The 16,894-nt window shown below is 72.3% G+C and carries 12 protein-coding genes and 1 pseudogene; 4 read left to right on the forward strand and 9 right to left on the reverse strand.

Annotated features, from left to right (window positions below):
• Positions 1 to 142: 142 nt before the first annotated feature.
• Positions 143 to 868: an MBL fold metallo-hydrolase gene (locus ACZ4AA_RS02275; RefSeq protein ID WP_467593869.1), complete on the forward strand. Its 726-nt coding sequence runs from the start codon at positions 143 to 145 to the stop codon at positions 866 to 868.
• A 31-nt stretch (positions 869 to 899) separates the two neighbouring features.
• Positions 900 to 1,706: a DUF3097 domain-containing protein gene (locus ACZ4AA_RS02280; protein WP_467593871.1), complete on the forward strand. Its 807-nt coding sequence runs from the start codon at positions 900 to 902 to the stop codon at positions 1,704 to 1,706.
• Positions 1,707 to 1,743: 37 nt separating this feature from the next.
• Here the strand turns inward: ACZ4AA_RS02280 and hemW are convergent, their stop codons facing one another.
• Positions 1,744 to 2,976 carry a radical SAM family heme chaperone HemW gene (hemW, locus tag ACZ4AA_RS02285; RefSeq protein ID WP_467593874.1) on the reverse strand — a complete coding sequence of 411 codons (1,233 nt, stop codon included), beginning with the start codon at positions 2,974 to 2,976 and terminating at the stop codon, positions 1,744 to 1,746.
• 56 nt (positions 2,977 to 3,032) lie between these two features.
• Positions 3,033 to 5,264 (reverse strand): SpoIIE family protein phosphatase, encoded by a 2,232-nt coding sequence (locus ACZ4AA_RS02290; RefSeq protein ID WP_467593877.1) that lies wholly within the window; start codon positions 5,262 to 5,264, stop codon positions 3,033 to 3,035.
• Positions 5,265 to 5,485: 221 nt separating this feature from the next.
• Here ACZ4AA_RS02290 and ACZ4AA_RS02295 point away from each other — a divergent pair, with 221 nt between their 5' ends.
• A complete protein-coding gene (locus ACZ4AA_RS02295; protein ID WP_467593880.1) occupies positions 5,486 to 6,070 on the forward strand; it encodes a response regulator in 585 nt (194 codons plus the stop codon).
• Between the two features lie 63 nt (positions 6,071 to 6,133).
• Here the strand turns inward: ACZ4AA_RS02295 and ACZ4AA_RS02300 are convergent, their stop codons facing one another.
• Positions 6,134 to 8,002, reverse strand: coding sequence for an AMP-dependent synthetase/ligase (locus tag ACZ4AA_RS02300; protein WP_467593883.1), 1,869 nt, complete (start codon positions 8,000 to 8,002; stop codon positions 6,134 to 6,136).
• Between the two features lie 214 nt (positions 8,003 to 8,216).
• A complete protein-coding gene (gene lepA / locus ACZ4AA_RS02305) occupies positions 8,217 to 10,085 on the reverse strand; it encodes a translation elongation factor 4 (protein WP_467593885.1) in 1,869 nt (622 codons plus the stop codon).
• 315 nt (positions 10,086 to 10,400) lie between these two features.
• Here lepA and rpsT point away from each other — a divergent pair, with 315 nt between their 5' ends.
• Entirely contained in the window at positions 10,401 to 10,667 is a 267-nt protein-coding gene (gene rpsT / locus ACZ4AA_RS02310; RefSeq protein ID WP_339129287.1) for a 30S ribosomal protein S20, read from the forward strand.
• A gap of 420 nt (positions 10,668 to 11,087) precedes the next feature.
• Here the strand turns inward: rpsT and holA are convergent, their stop codons facing one another.
• The 5 genes and pseudogenes from holA to ACZ4AA_RS02335 all read right to left on the reverse strand — a co-directional run.
• A complete protein-coding gene (gene holA / locus ACZ4AA_RS02315) occupies positions 11,088 to 12,074 on the reverse strand; it encodes a DNA polymerase III subunit delta (protein WP_467593888.1) in 987 nt (328 codons plus the stop codon).
• A 133-nt stretch (positions 12,075 to 12,207) separates the two neighbouring features.
• Positions 12,208 to 12,453, reverse strand: a complete 246-nt coding sequence (locus tag ACZ4AA_RS02320) for a hypothetical protein (RefSeq protein ID WP_467593891.1) — start codon at positions 12,451 to 12,453, stop codon at positions 12,208 to 12,210.
• A gap of 81 nt (positions 12,454 to 12,534) precedes the next feature.
• The gene (locus ACZ4AA_RS02325) at positions 12,535 to 13,365 is read right to left on the reverse strand and encodes an arylamine N-acetyltransferase family protein (RefSeq protein WP_467593894.1); all 831 of its coding nucleotides are present in this window, start codon (positions 13,363 to 13,365) and stop codon (positions 12,535 to 12,537) included.
• A 4-nt stretch (positions 13,366 to 13,369) separates the two neighbouring features.
• Positions 13,370 to 15,667, reverse strand: coding sequence for a ComEC/Rec2 family competence protein (locus ACZ4AA_RS02330; protein ID WP_467595103.1), 2,298 nt, complete (start codon positions 15,665 to 15,667; stop codon positions 13,370 to 13,372).
• A 181-nt stretch (positions 15,668 to 15,848) separates the two neighbouring features.
• A pseudogene (locus tag ACZ4AA_RS02335) lies at positions 15,849 to 16,775 on the reverse strand (hypothetical protein); the annotation flags it as partial.
• Positions 16,776 to 16,894 lie beyond the last annotated feature (119 nt).

The following is a 16,894-nucleotide window of genomic DNA, read 5'->3' on the forward strand; positions in this document are numbered from 1 at the left end:
TGGCCTTCGTGGCATTCGCCTGGCACTCAGCGCACACGAGTGCCAACGTTCCCCGGCCCAGTGTACGGCGGTGAGGCACGGCCCGGGCAAGGGCGGGCCTGCGATGTCGTCCACGGCGCCCCGTCACCGTTAGCGTCGCCGCATGAGGCTGACTTGGGAAGAGCTCGGGTGGGAAAGGGTGGCGCCCGGGGTGGGGCGGCGGCGGCTTCCGGACTGGGACTGCACGGCCGGGCTCGTCGTCGGCGAGGGGGCGGCGCTGATGATCGACGCCGGGTCGAGCCTCGCGGAGGGCGCCCGGCTGCGCGTCGAGGCGCGGGCCCTCACCGGCGCGCGTGTGACGCATGTCGCGCTCACCCACCCGCATTTCGACCATGTCTTCGGCGCGGCCGCCTTCGCGGGCGTGGAGATCCTCGCCGCCTGCGGCTCGTCGGAGGTGTACGAGCACGGCCGCGAGGAGCTGTGCGCGGACGCGGTGCGCAACGGGCTGGACCCCCGGGCGGCGGAGGAGGCGGCCGACACCCTCGTACGGCCCCACCGGCTCGTCCGCGGCGCCTGGGACCTGGACCTCGAAGGCGGCGTCACGGTCCGGCTGGTGCGGACGGGTGAGGGCCACACCGCCCACGACCTCGTGGTCGTCGTGCCGGGCGACCCGGCGGTGGTGTTCTGCGGGGACCTGGTCGAGGAGTCGGGCGAGCCGCAGGCGGGCCCTGACGCCGTGCCGTCGCGCTGGCCCGCGGCTCTCGACCGGCTGCTCGCGCTCGGCGGCGAGGACGCGCTGTACGTCCCCGGGCACGGGGCGGTGGTGGACGCCGCGTTCGTACGGGCCCAGCGGGACGCCCTGGCCGCGCGTTTCGGCGTGTCGCTGTGAGCCCCGGCCGGCTTCTCCTATCGTCATCCGAATGCGCCAGTACTCTCCGGACCTGACTCCGCCGTGGAAGAAGCCCCGGTCCGTACCCGAGGTCCCGGCGGACCCGGGTCTGGTCGTCGAGGAGGCGGGCACCGGCTTCTGCGGCGCGGTGATCCGCTGCGAGGCGGGCACGGTGACCCTGGAGGACCGCTTCGGCAAGCACCGGGTCTTCCCGCTGGAGCCGAGCGGCTTCCTCCTGGAGGGCAGGCCGGTGACCCTGGTCCGCCCGGCCGCGGCGGCACCGGTCCGCCCCGGCCGTACGGCTTCCGGCTCGATGGCGGTCCCCGGCGCCCGGGCCCGGGTGGCGCGCGCCGGGCGCATCTACGTCGAGGGGCGCCACGACGCCGAGCTGGTCGAGCGGGTCTGGGGCGACGACCTGCGCGTCGAGGGGGTCGTCGTGGAGTACCTGGAGGGCGTCGACGACCTCCCCGCGGTCGTCGAGACGTTCGCCCCGGGCCCGGACGCCCGGCTCGGCGTCCTCGTGGACCACCTGGTCCCGGGTTCGAAGGAGTCCCGGATCGCGGAGGCGGTCACGAGCGAGTACGCCCTGGTCCTCGGCCACCCGTACATCGACGTCTGGGAGGCCGTGAAGCCGTCCTCCGTCGGCATTGCGTCCTGGCCCCGCGTCCCGCGCGGCCAGGACTGGAAGACGGGCGTGTGCCGGGCCCTGGGCTGGCCGGAGAACACCGGCGCGGCCTGGCAGCGCGTCCTGGCCGGGGTCCGCTCCTACAAGGACCTGGAACCGGCCCTCCTGGGCCGCGTGGAGGAACTGATCGACTTCGTCACCGCCCCGGAATGACCGGCGTCGCGGTGCCCGCGCCCGGCCCCGGCGGTGTTCAGTCCACCAGATCCCGGACGACGGCGTCCGCGAGGAGGCGGCCGCGCAGGGTGAGGACGGCGCGGCCCGCGTCGTAGGGGCCGGCTTCGAGGAGGCCCTCGGACAGCGCGCGACGGGAGGCCGCGAGGCCGTCGGGGCGGAGCAGGGAGAGCGGGCAGCCCTCGCGCAGCCTCAGTTCGAGCAGGATCCGCTCGACCCTGCGGTCCTCTTCGGACAGCAGCTCACGCCCCGCGCCCGGCGACCGGCCCGCGGCCAGCGCGGCCGCGTAGGCCCCCGGATGCTTCACGTTCCACCAGCGAACGCCGCCCACGTGGCTGTGCGCGCCGGGGCCCGCGCCCCACCAGTCGGCGCCCCGCCAGTAGAGCTCGTTGTGCAGACAGCGTCCGGCCTCGGAAGCGGCCCAGTTCGACACCTCGTACCAGTCGAGGCCCGCCGCCGACATCACCTCGTCCGCGATGAGATAGCGGTCCGCGTGCACGTCGTCGTCCGTCATCGGGACCTCGCCGCGGCGGATGCGGCGGGCGAGCTGCGTGCCCTCCTCGACGATGAGCGCGTAGGCGGAGATGTGGTCGGGGCCCGCGCCGAGGGCCGCGTCGAGCGAGGCCCGCCAGTCGTCGTCCGACTCTCCGGGCGTGCCGTAGATCAGATCAAGGTTCACATGTGCGAATCCGGCCGCGCGGGCCTCGGCGACACAGGCCTCGGGGCGGCCCGGCGTGTGCGTGCGGTCGAGCACCTTCAGGACGTGCTGCCGGGCGCTCTGCATGCCGAAGGAGATCCGGTTGAAGCCGCCGGCGCGCAGGGTCGCGAGGTACTCCGGGCCGACCGACTCGGGGTTCGCCTCGGTCGTGATCTCCGCGTCGTCCGCGAGCCCGAACTCGTCCCGGATCGCGCCCAGCATCCGTACGAGATCGTCGGCGGCCAGCAGCGTGGGCGTACCGCCGCCGACGAAGACCGTGCGGACCCGGCGGGGGTCGTCGCCGAGGACCTTGCGGGCGAGCCGGATCTCGTCCGTCAGGGTGTCCGCGTAGTTGTCGCGGGAGGCGAGCACACCTCCGCTGCCCCGCAGCTCGGTCGCCGTGTAGGTGTTGAAGTCGCAGTAGCCGCAGCGGGTCGCGCAGTACGGGACGTGGAGATAGAACCCGAGGGGCCGCTCGGCCGCCCCGGCCAGGGCGTGCGCGGGCAGCGCCCCGTCGTCGGGGACGGGCTCACCGTCGGGAAGTGCGGAAGGCATGCGTTCCATTGTCCAGCACGGACGGGGTCCGGCGGCCCCGGTCCGGGTGAGTCCCGTTACTCCGCCTGAAGCACCAGCAGGGCCATGTCGTCCTCCGGCGGGCGGGGGCCGAACGCGTGGACCAGCGCGCGGATGCGTTCCGCGATCAGCTCGGCGTTCAGGCCGGCGCAGCCCGCGAGGGCGTGCGCGAGACCGTCGTCGTCGTCGAACTGACGGGATCCGTCGCGCCGCTCCGTCACCCCGTCGGTGACGCACAGCAGGGTGTCGCCGGGGTAGAGCTCGAAGGACTCGGAGAGGTATTCGGGGTCCTCGAAGACGCCCAGCAGGGTCTGCGGCCTGGCCATCTCCCGCACCGAGCCGTCGGGCCCCAGAAGCAGCGGCAGCGGGTGTCCGGCCGAGGCGAGCGTGCAGCGCACTCCGCCGTCGAAGGGGACGAGCTCGCCGTAGAGCATGGAAAGGAAACGTGTCTGCGGGCCGAGGTCGGCGCCGAGTCCGGGTCCGCCGGCGGCCACGAGCGCGCGGGCCGCCGCGTCCGCGGCCTCCGTCGCGTCGTCCAGGAGGAGCTGGTTGAGGCGGTCGAGGACGTCCGCGACGTCGTAGCCCTCGCGGGCCAGCAGCCGCAGCCAGGGCCGGGCCAGGCCGATCACGACGGCGGCCTCCGGGCCCTTGCCCTGGACGTCGCCGACCGCGAAGCACCAGCGTCCGTCGCCCGCCGGGAACACGTCGTAGAAGTCACCGCTCGGCCCGCCCTTGTCGAGCGGCTCGTAGACGAGGGCGCTGCGCACTCCGGGGATCTCGGCGACCGCGCCCGGCAGCAGTCCGCGCTGGAGGACCCGGCTGATGGTGGCCTGGCGCGCGTACTGCCGGGCCGCGCCGATGGCCAGGGCGATCCTGCGGCTGAGGTCCTCGACGAGTCCGGTGACCTCGTCGGGGAAGTCGGGCGGTCCCGCCCTGCCGATGACGAGCGTGCCCAGGGGACGGCCGCCCGCGATCAGCCGGTACGCCAGGGCCGCCCCGCTCGCCCCGCGGGCGCCCAGCGCCTCGCCGGGCCAGGGCACCGCGACGGCACGGGAGCGCACCGCGTCGGGCAGCCGCGGCGGGTCCTTCTCCAGGGCGTGGCGCAGCCCCTCGATGAGGTTCTCGCTGCCGTGCCAGACGCGGGCGAGGCGGGGTCCGAGCGCGAGACCGAGGCCACCGGCACGGTCGGTGGCCTCGTCCTCCAGCCATACGGCGCACCAGTCGGCGAGGCGCGGGACGAGGAGCTGTCCGGCCAGTGCGGCGACCAGGTCCTCGTCGAGCTGTCCGGCGAGCAGGTCCGAGGCCTCGGCGAGGAAGGAGAGGGCACCGCGGTCGAGCCAGTTGTGGCCCCGCGCGGCGCTCAGGTCCGGTCCACGGGCGGACACGGGACCGTACGGCGCGCCGCCGGGCCCCGGCACCAGCCCCTCGGTGTACCCGGTGGCCCCGGCCAGCCCGGAACCGCCCGGGGGACCGGCGAACCCGTCGGCCCCCTCGAATCCGTCCGGTCCCGGGAACCCGCTCGTCCCCGCGAAGGCGCCGGTTCCCACGAGACAGTCGGCGTCCTCGCAATCTCCCGGTCCGCCGAGCGGGCCCGCGGCCGCGAACGCTCCCGGTCCGGAACGGTCTTCGCCGTCCCCGAGCAGGCCGGCCCCCGCGAACCCGCCCGGCTCCGGGAGCCCGTCCGTGTCGTCGAAGGGGCCCGGACGGCGCGGGGCGCCGATGCCGGTGAACACGTCCGCCGCCGGCCGGGCGCCGGCCGTCCCGTCGACCAGCAGCCGCGACCACACCGTCTTGACGCCCGGACGGTAGGTGATCCCCCAGGCCTCGGAGAGCGCGGAGACCAGACGCAGGCCCCGGCCGTACTCCGGTGTCCCGTAGGGCGGTTCGGTGCTGTCCTCCCGTATGGCGCGCGAGGGATGGTGGTCGGAGACCTCGACGACCAGGGTGCCCGGCGGTCCGTCGGCCGGGCTGTTCTCCAGACGGCACAGCAGCTCGACGTCGGTGCCCGCGTGCACGACCGCGTTGGTGACGAGCTCGCTGACCACCACGACCGCGTCCTCGGTGAGCCGGTCGTCGATGATCCCGGCACCGGGCAGGGCGAGGTCGGTCCAGCTCAGGAGCGCGTCGCGGAGGAACCGGCGCGCGGCGGCGGGGGCGAGCGGAGTGCCCGGCAGCGATGTGCGGGACACGGCGTCCCGGCCTGCGTGGTGGTGCGCGAGCGTGTCCGGTGCGCACGCCGTGGACTCCCGTTGCGTCGGAATGGCCCCCACTGTGCGGCTCCCTGGGCAGTTCGGACGAATACACCTCGGACGATGCGGCCAGGGTGACAGACTGGCGGCACTCATAAGCGCCGAGTCACCGAACTGGACCGCCACGAGTGAGATCAGTGGTATGGATGTGTTCGAAGTCGGACAGAATCGAGCATCCGGTGCGGGCCGGTCGCCGGGCCGCGGGGAACGGGAAACCACGGACCGAGTGAGGCACCGTCATCATGAGCGCCGGGACGAGGACCGACGAGGGCGCGAGCATCCTCCTGGTCGACGACATGGAAGACAACCTGGTCGCGCTGGAAGCCGTCCTGCGCTCCCTCAACGAACCGCTGGTGCGGGCGCGTTCGGGCGAGGAGGCGATGGAGGCACTGCTGCGGCGGCGGTTCGCGGTCGTCCTGCTCGACATCCGGATGCCGGGCATGGACGGATTCGAGACGGCCGCGAACATCAAGCGGCTCGACCGGACCAAGGACGTGCCCATCATCTTCCTGACGGGCACGGACGCCGAAGCGGGCTACGCCTTTCGCGGGTACGCGACGGGCGCCGCCGACTATCTGACGAAGCCCTTCGACCCCTGGGTCCTGCGCGCCAAGGTCACCGTCTTCCTCGACCTGCACCGCAAGAACCGCCGGCTGGAGTGCCTGCTGGCCCGCGAGCAGGAACAGATCGACGAACTCGCCGCCCGCCTGGGCAGGATGGACGCCCAGCTGGCGGCCGGCACCACCCAGGACATACCCGAACTCCGCTGCCAGATACGGCAGATGGACGAGCTGCTGGGCCGGATGCGGCAGAGGCGGGACGGATAGACCTAGAGCACCCGGCTTCCGGCCCGCACGGAGCTGGGCCGGAAGCCGGGTGCCGATACCGGTCTACGCCTCGCGGGTACCCGCGTACATCTCGTCGATCAGGTGCTTGTACGCCTTCTCGACGACCGGGCGCTTCAGCTTGAGGCTCGGCGTGATCTCACCGTGCTCGACGTCCAGGTCGCGGGGCAGCAGACGGAACTTCTTGATGGTCTGCCAGCGCTGGAGACCGCCGTTGAGCTCCTTCACATAGCCCTCGACGAGGGCGATCGTGGTCGGCGCCGCGACGACCTCCGCGTACGACTTGCCCTCCAGGCCGTTGTCCTTGGCCCAGTCGAGGATGGACGGCTCGTCGAGCGCGATGAGCGCGGTGCAGAAGTTCCGGTCGGCGCCGTGCACGAGGATGTTGGAGACGTACGGGCAGACGGCCTTGAACTGGCCCTCGACCTCGGCGGGCGCGATGTACTTGCCGCCCGAGGTCTTGATGAGGTCCTTCTTGCGGTCGGTGATCCGCAGGTAGCCGTCCGCGGACAGCTCGCCGATGTCACCGGTGTGGAACCAGCCGTCGGCCTCCAGGACCTCGGCGGTCTTCTCCGGCAGCCCGTGGTAGCCCTCCATGATGCCGGGGCCGCGCAGCAGGATCTCGCCGTCGTCCGCGATGCGCACCTCGGTGCCGGGCAGCGGCTTGCCGACCGTGCCGGTGCGGTAGGCCTCGCCCGGGTTCACGAAGGAGGCGGCGGAGGACTCGGTGAGTCCGTAGCCCTCCAGGATGTGGATGCCGGCGCCGGCGAAGAAGTAGCCGATCTCCGGCGCGAGCGCGGCGGAGCCGGAGATGCAGGCCCGCAGGTTGCCGCCGAAGGCCTCGCGGATCTTGGCGAAGACGAGCGCGTCGGCGACCTTGTGCTTGGCACCGAGCGCGAACGGCACCGAGGCCGAGCCGGTGCGGCGGAAGTTGTCCTGGCTGGCCTTCGCGTACTCGCGGGAGACCTCGGCGGCCCACTGGAAGATCTTGTACTTGGCGCCGCCGGCGGCCCGCGCCTTGGCCGCGACCCCGTTGTAGACCTTCTCGAAGATGCGGGGCACGGCCGCCATGTACGTCGGCCGCACCACCGGAAGGTTTTCGATGATCTTGTCCACGCGGCCGTCGACGGCGGTGACGTGCCCGACCGCGATCTGTCCGGAGGTCAGGACCTTGCCGAAGACGTGCGCGAGCGGCAGCCACAGGTACTGGACGTCCGCCTGGGTGACCAGTCCGGTCCCGGAGATCGCCTTGGCCATGTAGGACCAGTTGTCGTGCGGCAGCCGGACACCCTTGGGGCGGCCGGTGGTGCCGGAGGTGTAGATGAGCGTCGCGAGCTGGTCGGCGGTGATCGCGCCGACCCGCTCCTTGATCAGCTCGGGATGCTTCTCCAGGTACGCGGCACCCCGCGCCTCCAGCTCGGCGAGCGTCAGGATCCAGTCCTCGCTCTCCACGCCCTCCGCGTCGATGACCACGACATGCGTGAGCTCGGGGAGCTCCGCGCGCTTCTCGCGGGCCTTGGCGAGCTGGGCCGCGTCCTCGGCGATGAGGACCCGGCTCATGGAGTCGGAGAGGATGAACGCCGACTCCTCGGCGTTGGTCTGCGGATACACGGTCGTGGTGGCCGCGCCCGCGCAGAGGATGCCGAGGTCGGCCAGGATCCATTCGACCCGGGTCGAGGAGGCGAGCGCGACGCGCTGCTCCGGCTGGACGCCGAGTTCGATGAGACCGGCCGCGATGGCGTAGACCCGCTCCGCGGCCTGCGCCCAGGTCAGCGACTTCCACTGGTCCGGCCCGCCCGAGGCCGGTACCGGGTAGCGGTATGCCTCGGCGTCGGGTGTGGCCGCCACGCGCTCAAGGAAGAGGGCGGCGACGGACGGCGGACGGTTCTCGATCAGGGTCTGTGTGTCGCTCACGACATCCTCCGGGGCCCGCGGCAGTGCGGCTGGCTCAATTGCGGCTGTTGTTTAACTCGCGAGTAACTACCGAGCAGAGATCAGACTAGAGCGCGTCCGGCCGGTGCGTAAGAGGCGATGGCCGGTCACTTCTTGCAGGACACATCCATGAGACAAGCACAGGGCCCGCCGCGCCGAAGCGCGACGGGCCCTGATTTTCCGGGATTCGGCGGGACTACTTCTTGCCCTTGGCCGAACCGCCGCTGTCGTCGCTGGACAGCACGGCGATGAAGGCCTCTTGCGGAACCTCCACAGAGCCCACCATCTTCATCCGCTTCTTGCCTTCCTTCTGCTTCTCCAGCAGCTTCCGCTTACGGGAGATGTCACCGCCGTAGCACTTGGCGAGGACGTCCTTTCGGATGGCGCGGATGGTCTCGCGGGCGATGACACGGGAGCCGATGGCCGCCTGGATGGGCACCTCGAAGGCCTGCCGCGGGATCAGCTCGCGCAGCTTGGCGACCAGCCGGACGCCGTACGCGTACGCCGCGTCCTTGTGCGTGACCGCCGAGAAGGCGTCGACCTTGTCGCCGTGCAGCAGGATGTCGACCTTGACCAGGCTGGAGGCCTGCTCGCCGGTGGGCTCGTAGTCCAGCGAGGCGTAGCCGCGGGTCTTGGACTTGAGCTGGTCGAAGAAGTCGAAGACGATCTCCGCGAGCGGCAGGGTGTAGCGGATCTCGACCCGGTCCTCGGAGAGGTAGTCCATGCCGAGCAGGGTGCCGCGCCGGGTCTGGCACAGCTCCATGATCGCGCCGATGAACTCCGAGGGGGCGAGGATGGTCGCCCGCACGACCGGCTCGTACACCTTGTCGATCTTGCCCTCGGGGAACTCGCTCGGGTTGGTGACCGTGTGCTCGCTGCGGTCCTCCATCTCGACGCGGTAGACCACGTTCGGGGCGGTCGCGATCAGGTCGAGCCCGAACTCGCGCTCCAGCCGCTCACGGATCACGTCGAGGTGCAGCAGTCCGAGGAAGCCGACACGGAAGCCGAAGCCGAGCGCCGCCGAGGTCTCCGGCTCGTACACCAGCGCAGCGTCGTTGAGCTGGAGCTTGTCCAGGGCGTCGCGCAGCTCGGGGTAGTCGGAGCCGTCCAGCGGATACAGGCCCGAGAAGACCATGGGCCGGGGATCCTTGTACCCGCCGAGCGCCTCGGTGGCGCCCTTGTGCAGGGTGGTGATCGTGTCACCGACCTTGGACTGGCGGACGTCCTTCACGCCGGTGATGAGGTAACCCACCTCACCGACACCGAGCCCGTCGGCCGCCTTCATCTCGGGGGACGAGACGCCGATCTCCAGCAGCTCGTGCGTGGCGCCGGTGGACATCATCCTGATGCGCTCACGCTTGTTGAGCTGCCCGTCGATGACACGCACGTACGTCACGACACCGCGGTACGAGTCGTAGACCGAGTCGAAGATCATCGCGCGCGCGGGGGCGTCCTGGACGCCGACCGGGGCGGGGATCTCGGCGACGACCTTGTCGAGCAGCGCCTCGACGCCCAGGCCCGTCTTGGCCGAGACCTTGAGCACGTCCGCGGGGTCGCAGCCGATGAGGTTCGCGAGCTCCTCGGAGAACTTCTCCGGCTGGGCGGCCGGCAGGTCGATCTTGTTCAGTACGGGGATGATCTTGAGGTCGTTCTCCATCGCCAGGTAGAGGTTGGCGAGGGTCTGCGCCTCGATCCCCTGGGCGGCGTCGACGAGCAGGACCGTGCCCTCGCAGGCCGCCAGGGACCGCGACACCTCGTACGTGAAGTCGACGTGCCCGGGGGTGTCGATCATGTTGAGGATGTGGGTGCGTCCCGGATCCTCGGACGGGGCCCAGGGCAGCCGGACCGCCTGGGACTTGATCGTGATGCCGCGCTCGCGCTCGATGTCCATACGGTCGAGGTACTGAGCGCGCATCTGCCGCTGATCAACCACCCCGGTCAGCTGGAGCATGCGGTCGGCGAGCGTGGACTTGCCGTGGTCGATGTGCGCGATGATGCAGAAATTGCGGATCAGAGCCGGGTCGGTACGGCTCGGCTCGGGCACATTGTTAGGGGTCGCGGGCACGCAGGGTCCTGTCTCTTGAGGCGCCTGTCGCCTCGGGTCGGATCGATACGTAGGCTCCATGGTCCCACGCGCGGCGGGCTGCGACCGGTTCGGGCCACGGGAGCGAAACGGCGGCGCCCGGCCCGAAGGCCCTGACCAGGACTTCGGCGACCGGCCGCGGGAGCGGGGACGTACGGCCGGTTTGGGCCGGTCGGGCGGGGGCTGGTAGCCTGGGTGGCTGTGTCTCATGCCCTCTCAGCACGAGACGCACCCAAGAAAATCAAACGGCGGGTGAGGCATGACGTCTCACACGCCTGAACCTGTAAAGGCTCATTCGTGGCGAACATCAAGTCCCAGATCAAGCGGATCAAGACCAACGAGAAGGCCCGGCTGCGCAACAAGGCCGTCAAGTCCTCTCTGAAGACCGCGATCCGCAAGGCCCGCGAGGCTGCTGCCGCGGGTGACGTCGAGAAGGCCACCGTCGCGGCGCGCGAGGCTTCGCGCAAGCTCGACAAGGCCGTCTCGAAGGGCGTCATCCACAAGAACCAGGCCGCCAACAAGAAGTCGGCGCTTGCTTCGAAGGTCTCCGCGCTCCAGGGCTGAGTCGGCTGAGCTCTTTCGGGCTCAACCCCTGACTTGACCGTCGGCCGGACTTGAGCGGGCCCTCTCTCCCGCTCCCGACCGACGTACCGGATTCACGCACGATCTGCGTTCGCCACGCGGGCGTGAGTCCACCGGCTTGAACCGAAGGCCCCGCTCCCCTCCCTTCCCCGGGAGAACGAGCGGGGCCTTCGGTGTACCCCCGGGCGGGTCTTCGGTGTGCCAGCCACAGCGTCTTCGGTGTACCGCTGGGCCTTCGGGCGCGACACCCTGGCGGGTCAGCGGCGGGCTGAGCCCGGCCTCCGGGACGCCGCCACGGTCACGGGCGGGCCCGGGCGGGCGTGCCGGGCGTCCCCGGGCGTGCTTGCCGGGCGGGCCCAGGCGTGCCGGGCGTCCCCGGGCAGGCGAGACTTCGCGGCACGGTCAGTGGCGGCCGGAGCGGGCCGCGCGGGCTACGGCCACGACCGCTTTCTCCAGGGCGTACTCGGGATCGTCCCCGCCGCCCTTGACGCCGGCGTCCGCCTCGGCGACGGCCGTGAGCGCCATGGCGACCCCGTCCGGGGTCCAGCCGCGCATCTGCTGCCGCACGCGATCGATCTTCCACGGCGGCATCCCCAGCTCACGGGCCAGGTCGGCGGGCCTGCCACCCCGCGCGGAGGACAGCTTCCCGATCGCCCGCACTCCCTGCGCGAGCGCGCTGGTGATCAGGACGGGGGCCACCCCGGTCGACAGCGACCAGCGCAACGCCTCCAGCGCCTCCGCCGCCCGCCCCTCCACGGCCCGGTCCGCGACGGTGAAGCTGGACGCCTCGGCCCGCCCGGTGTAGTACCTCCCGACGACGGCCTCGTCGATCGTCCCCTCGACGTCCGCGGTCAGCTGCGACGCGGCCGACGCCAGCTCCCGCAGATCACTGCCGATGGAGTCCACCAGCGCCTGGCAGGCCTCCGCGGTGGCCGCCCGGCCGAGCGTGCGGAACTCGCCGCGCACGAAGGCCAGCCGGTCCGCCGGCTTGGTCATCTTGGGGCAGGCCACCTCCCGCGCGCCCGCCTTGCGCGCGGCGTCGAGCAGCGCCTTGCCCTTGGCGCCGCCCGCGTGCAGGAGCACCAGGGTGATCTCCTCGGCGGGAGCCCCCAGATACGCCTTGACGTCCTTGATCGTGTCCGCGGACAGATCCTGGGCGTTGCGTACGACCACGACCTTGCGCTCGGCGAAGAGCGAGGGACTGGTCAGCTCGGCGAGCGTGCCCGGCTGCAACTGGTCCGGGGTGAGATCCCGTACGTCCGTGTCGGCGTCGGAGGCCCTGGCGGCGGCCACCACCTCCTGCACGGCACGGTCGAGCAGGAGATCCTCCTGGCCCACTGCCAGCGTGACAGGGGCGAGAGGGTCGTCTTGTGCGGTCTTCTTGGCCATCCCCGAAAGCATCCCACGCGCCACCGACAACCCACCCCCAAAGCCACGACAGGGGGCGGGCCCGTAGGGCTCGGTCGAGGCCACTCCCGTGGGGTCCGACCGGGGTCAGGCCCGGGGGCCCGGCCGGGTCGGGTTACGGCTCCTCGTGCCAGCCGTCCCACTCGGACGCGAACTCGTCCAGTTCCTTCGGGTCCAGCCGTGCCTCGGGGTCCGTCAGGACCACCAGCCACTGCGCGTCCTCGGCGTCGTCCTCACCCGCGAGTGCGTCCCTCACGAGCTGCGGCTCCTCATGCAGTCCGAAGCGGTCACCGGCGGCCTCCGCCGCCTCCCGCGCCGCGTCACGGTCGGGCAGCACCAGTACATGTCTCACATCGCTCACCCCGACATTTTCCGGCACACCCGACGCCGCCGACGCCGGGATCGGGCTCCGGAGCGTGTGATCTACGCGGCTCCTGACCCGCTACCGGCGTTCCCCGACCTCCGGCACCCGGTCCAGCTCGATCCCGAACCGCTCCCGGTAGACGGCCAGCACCTCCTCGTCCGTCGCCAGTTCCGTCACCTCCTTGGTCCCCTCGGCCGTCGACACGGTGAACCTGCGTCCGCCGAGCGTGATCCGGCCTCCGTCCTCGGTGACCCGCGAGCACACCAGCGACCGGGTGAAATGCGACTGCGGCGAGGTGCCGTGCCACCAGGCCCCGGCGACGAAGTCCCCGAGCACACGCGGCCGTACCTCCAGCCGGTACTGACGCTTGTCCCCCAGGATGACGTCGAGGTCCTCGTGCTCCCGCGAACCTCCGGCTCCCCGCACCCCCGCCGCGTCCGGCGCCGACTCCACGACCCTGAACATCCCGCCGGGATCCCGCTGTTCACCCCGCTCGGTGAACGACAGCGGATAGTGGCTGTGCGCCCCGAACCCGACATCGGTCAGCCAGTCGCCCCCGTCCACCGTCCTCACCCGCAGCGCGAGATGGTCGTAAGGGATCCCCGGCTTCCCCTCGTCCCCGTACACCCGCGCCGCGAGAAGCGTCACGTCGAAGCCCAGCGCACTCAGCAACGCCCCGAACGCGCCGTTCAGTTCGTAGCAGAAGCCCCCTCTGCGGGCGCCCACGACCTTGTCCAACAGCCGCTCCTCCTCCAGCACGATCTCCTCGCCGAGGTGGATCGACAGGTTCTCGAACGGCACCGTCCGCAGATGGCACAGCTGAAGCTCACGGAGCACATCGGACGTGGGCCATGCCGGGTGCTGGGCCCCGATACGGCGAAGGTAGGCGTCTGCCTGTGCGGAATTCATGCATTCAGTGTCGCGCCACCGCCGACCCTCCGCCCGCACCGGTCACGGCGAGATCACCGTCCTCGTCCGTACGCAGCACCATCGCGCCCCGCGCCCGCAGGTCCGCGACCGTACTCGGAGCCGGATGTCCGTACGGGTTGTCCCGGCCCACCGAGATGAGCGCGAGCCGCGGCGCGACCCGGCGCATGAGCTCCGGATCCTGGTACGCCGAACCATGATGCGCGACCTTCAGCACGTCCACACCGTCCAGTTCAGCGGCCGCCGTCGATCTCGCCAAGGCCCGCTGCGCGGGCGGCTCCAGGTCGCCGAGCAACAGCAGCCGCAGCCCCGAGGACCGCACGAGCAGCGTGACACTGGCGTCGTTCGGGTCGTCCGGCGGCACGGCCGGATCCGGCGGCGGCCACAGCACCCGCCAGTCCAGGCGTCCCACGCGCCTCCTCTCCCCCGCGACGGCCCGGGTCACGGGAATGTGCCATGCGGCCGCCTCCCTTCGTACCGACTCGGCCTGCTCCAGCGGCTCTTCGAAGCCGGTCGTCTCGATGGCGCCCACCGAACGCCCCCGGAGCACACCGGGCAGACCCGCGACATGGTCCGCGTGGAAGTGCGTCAGGACGACGAGCGGGATTCTGGTGACGCCGAGTGTGCTCAGACAGCGGTCGGCCAGCGCCGGATCGGGCCCCGCGTCCACCACCACCGCGCTGCCGTCCCCCACCGCGAGCACCCCCGCGTCGCCCTGCCCCACATCGCACATCACGAATCTCCAGCCGGGCGGCGGCCACCCCGTGATCACCCTGGTGAGCGGTGGCGGCTGCACCACGAACAGCAGGAGCAGCACCGCACCGACACCGCTGGCCAACGGATGTCTCAGCAGCCGCCGGCCCACAACCACACCGGCGACCGTGACGAGTGCCAGCAGCAGAGCGCCCGTCCAGCTGTCCGCCCAGTCCACTCCCCCACCGGGCTGGGCCGCCCCCGCACGCGCGATGCCGGCGATCCAACGTGCGGGCCAACTCGCCCACCAGGCAAGCACCTTGGCCACGGGCATCGCCCAGGAGGAGGTCACCAGCGTCGCGAACCCCAGCACCGTGGCCGGTGTGACCGCGAACTCCGCGAGGAGATTGCACGGCACCGCCACCAGGCTCACCCGGGCCGACAGCACGGCGACCACCGGAGCGCACAAGGCCTGCGCCGCGGCGGCCGCGGCCAGCGCCTCGGCGAGCCGCGCGGGCACACGACGCCGTTGGAGTGCCGTACTCCAGCGCGGGGCGAGCGTGAGCAGCGCCGCGGTCGCGAGGACGGAGAGCAGGAATCCGTAACTGCGGGCGAGCCAGGGGTCGTAGAGCACCAGCAGCAGGACCGCGGCGGCCAGCGCCGGGATCAGTGATCTGCGGCGCCCGGTCGCGATGGCGAGCAGGGAGATCGCTCCACAGGCCGCCGCCCGCAGCACGCTCGGGTCCGGTCGGCACACGATCACGAAGGCGAGCGTGAGCACTCCGCCGAGCAGCGCGGTCGCCCGGAGCGGCACCCCGAGCCGGGACGCGAGGCCCCGGCGCTCCACCCGCTGGGCGAGGCCCGGCGGCCCGATGAACAACGCGAGGACGATGACGAGGTTGCCCCCGCTGACGGCCAGGAGGTGGGTGAGATCGGTGGCTCTGAAGGCCTCGTCCAGCTCCGGCGTGACCCGTGAGGTGTCCCCCACGACCAGCCCCGGCAGCAGCGCCCGGGCGTCGGCGTCCAGGCCGTCGGTCGCCTTCCGCAGTCCTTCGCGCAGCCGGCCCGCGAACCGCTGCGGACCGGACGGCGCTCCCACCACCCGCGGCGGCGCGCTCCCCCGTACCCGCAGCACCGCCGCGATGTCGTCCCCGTCCGACAGTGCGGGCACGACCCGTGCCGCGATCCGCAGCCGGGTCGACGGCAGCAGCGACGACCAGGCCGAACGCCCACCGGCGTCCTGGAGCACCCCCCGTCGCACCCGCCCGTCCGCTCCCCGGGGCGCGCCCCGTCGCGAGTGGGTGTCGACGAACACCAGCACCGGCGTCCGGGTGGCCAGCACCGTGCCGTCCGCCCGGACGACCCGCGTGACGTCGGCGTCGAACAGCAGTGCCGCCGGAGCGACGTGATCCCCGTTGATCCGGGGCCGGGTGAGCCGGGGATCGGAGGTGATCTCCACCTCGACGGTCACGTCGGCGAACTTCTCCGCGAGCGCGGGGAGGGGGCCGCGTCTCAGGTCCGCCGCGTGCAGCCCCGCCGAGGCCGCGGCCGCCCCGACACAGAGGAGGACCGCGGCGACGGACACCCACAACCCCGGCCGCCCCGTCCCTCGCCCCACCCGTCGCCCCACCGTTCGCCCTTGACCCGTGCCGGTCCCTCGCCTCCCCGTGCTCCGGTCCTCCGTGCTCCCGTCCTCCGTGCTCCCGTCCTCCGTGCTCGGTGTCCGTGCCGGGCCGCGCCCCGCCCGCGGCCCGCAGGGCGTCCTCGACCCGGGACCCGGCGGGCAATCGCTGGAGTCCGGGGGCGCGCACCTTGCCGCCCACGTCCACGACGACCACGGTCCCTCCGGCGCTCGCAGCTCCGCTCGGGGCGCCGGAGCCCGCTCCCGGCCGGTCACCCTGCTCCTCACCCGGCGCGCGCTTCCCGCCGAAGGGCGCCGCGGCGCCCACCACCTCGGGAGCCCGGACCGGCCGCGTCCGCCCCGCCCAGAAGTGCTGCACGGCGAAGACGGCGGCGACGGCCAGCAGCACGGTCAGCGCGGCCACGCTCCTGCGTTCCAGTCCGCACCTCGACTGGAGCCACATCGGGAGCCGCTCCCGCACGGCGAGCCCGGCCCGGTCCCGCCAGGCCCCCGCCTCCTCGGCCGGCTCGCGCGGAACCGGGTCGTGCGGAGCCGGGTCGTGCGGAACCGGGTCGTGCGGAACCGGCTCATGCGGGCCCGGCTCATACGTGACCGCCCCGTGTGTGACGGGCTCATCCGGGGCCAACCCGTGCATGACCCGTCCGTGCGCGACCGCCCCATCCGCGACCGGCCCACGTGAAACCGGCTCAACCGTGACCCGATCACTCGCCGGCCGCGCCCTCACAACCGACGGCGAACCCGCCCCCGTATCCACCCCGGAGCCGGCCCGGGCGTCGCGGCCGGTCCCGGACGGCCCGACCCCCGGTGCCCCGCCCTCCGGCGGCCCGCTCCCCGACTCCCGCCGCTCTTCGGCGTGTTCGGTGAAGAGCGCGTCGGCGCGCAGGCGGAGGGCGGCGGCCGAGGCCTCCTGGCGGCGGGTCCAGGTCCGCCCCTCGCGACGGGTCGCGGTCCGCCGGTCTCGACGGTGCGGGCGGCTGCGGCTGCGGCTGTCGGACAGGGGTCCTCGACCCGGGCCGCTGGTCGGTGTAGCGGTGCGTGTGCTCGATCGAAGTGCCATGCGGCGAGAATGCGACAACCCGGCACCCTCGCGATGATCTTGCTCAATTCCGGTGGAGGGCACCCCGGTTGTGGACAACCCCGTCACCCGCACGAGCTACGCGAGCGCCACCGAGAGCC

The organism is Streptomyces sp. NPDC024698 (assembly GCF_055559015.1).

Excerpts from the sequence above, each read along its gene's own strand:
- ACZ4AA_RS02275 (WP_467593869.1), top strand. The coding sequence starts at position 143 with ATGAGGCTGACTTGGGAAGAGCTCGGGTGGGAAAGGGTGGCGCCCGGG.
- ACZ4AA_RS02280 (WP_467593871.1), top strand. The coding sequence starts at position 900 with ATGCGCCAGTACTCTCCGGACCTGACTCCGCCGTGGAAGAAGCCCCGG.
- hemW (WP_467593874.1), bottom strand. The coding sequence starts at position 2,976 with ATGCCTTCCGCACTTCCCGACGGTGAGCCCGTCCCCGACGACGGGGCG.
- ACZ4AA_RS02295 (WP_467593880.1), top strand. The coding sequence starts at position 5,486 with ATGAGCGCCGGGACGAGGACCGACGAGGGCGCGAGCATCCTCCTGGTC.
- holA (WP_467593888.1), bottom strand. The coding sequence starts at position 12,074 with ATGGCCAAGAAGACCGCACAAGACGACCCTCTCGCCCCTGTCACGCTG.
- ACZ4AA_RS02325 (WP_467593894.1), bottom strand. The coding sequence starts at position 13,365 with ATGAATTCCGCACAGGCAGACGCCTACCTTCGCCGTATCGGGGCCCAG.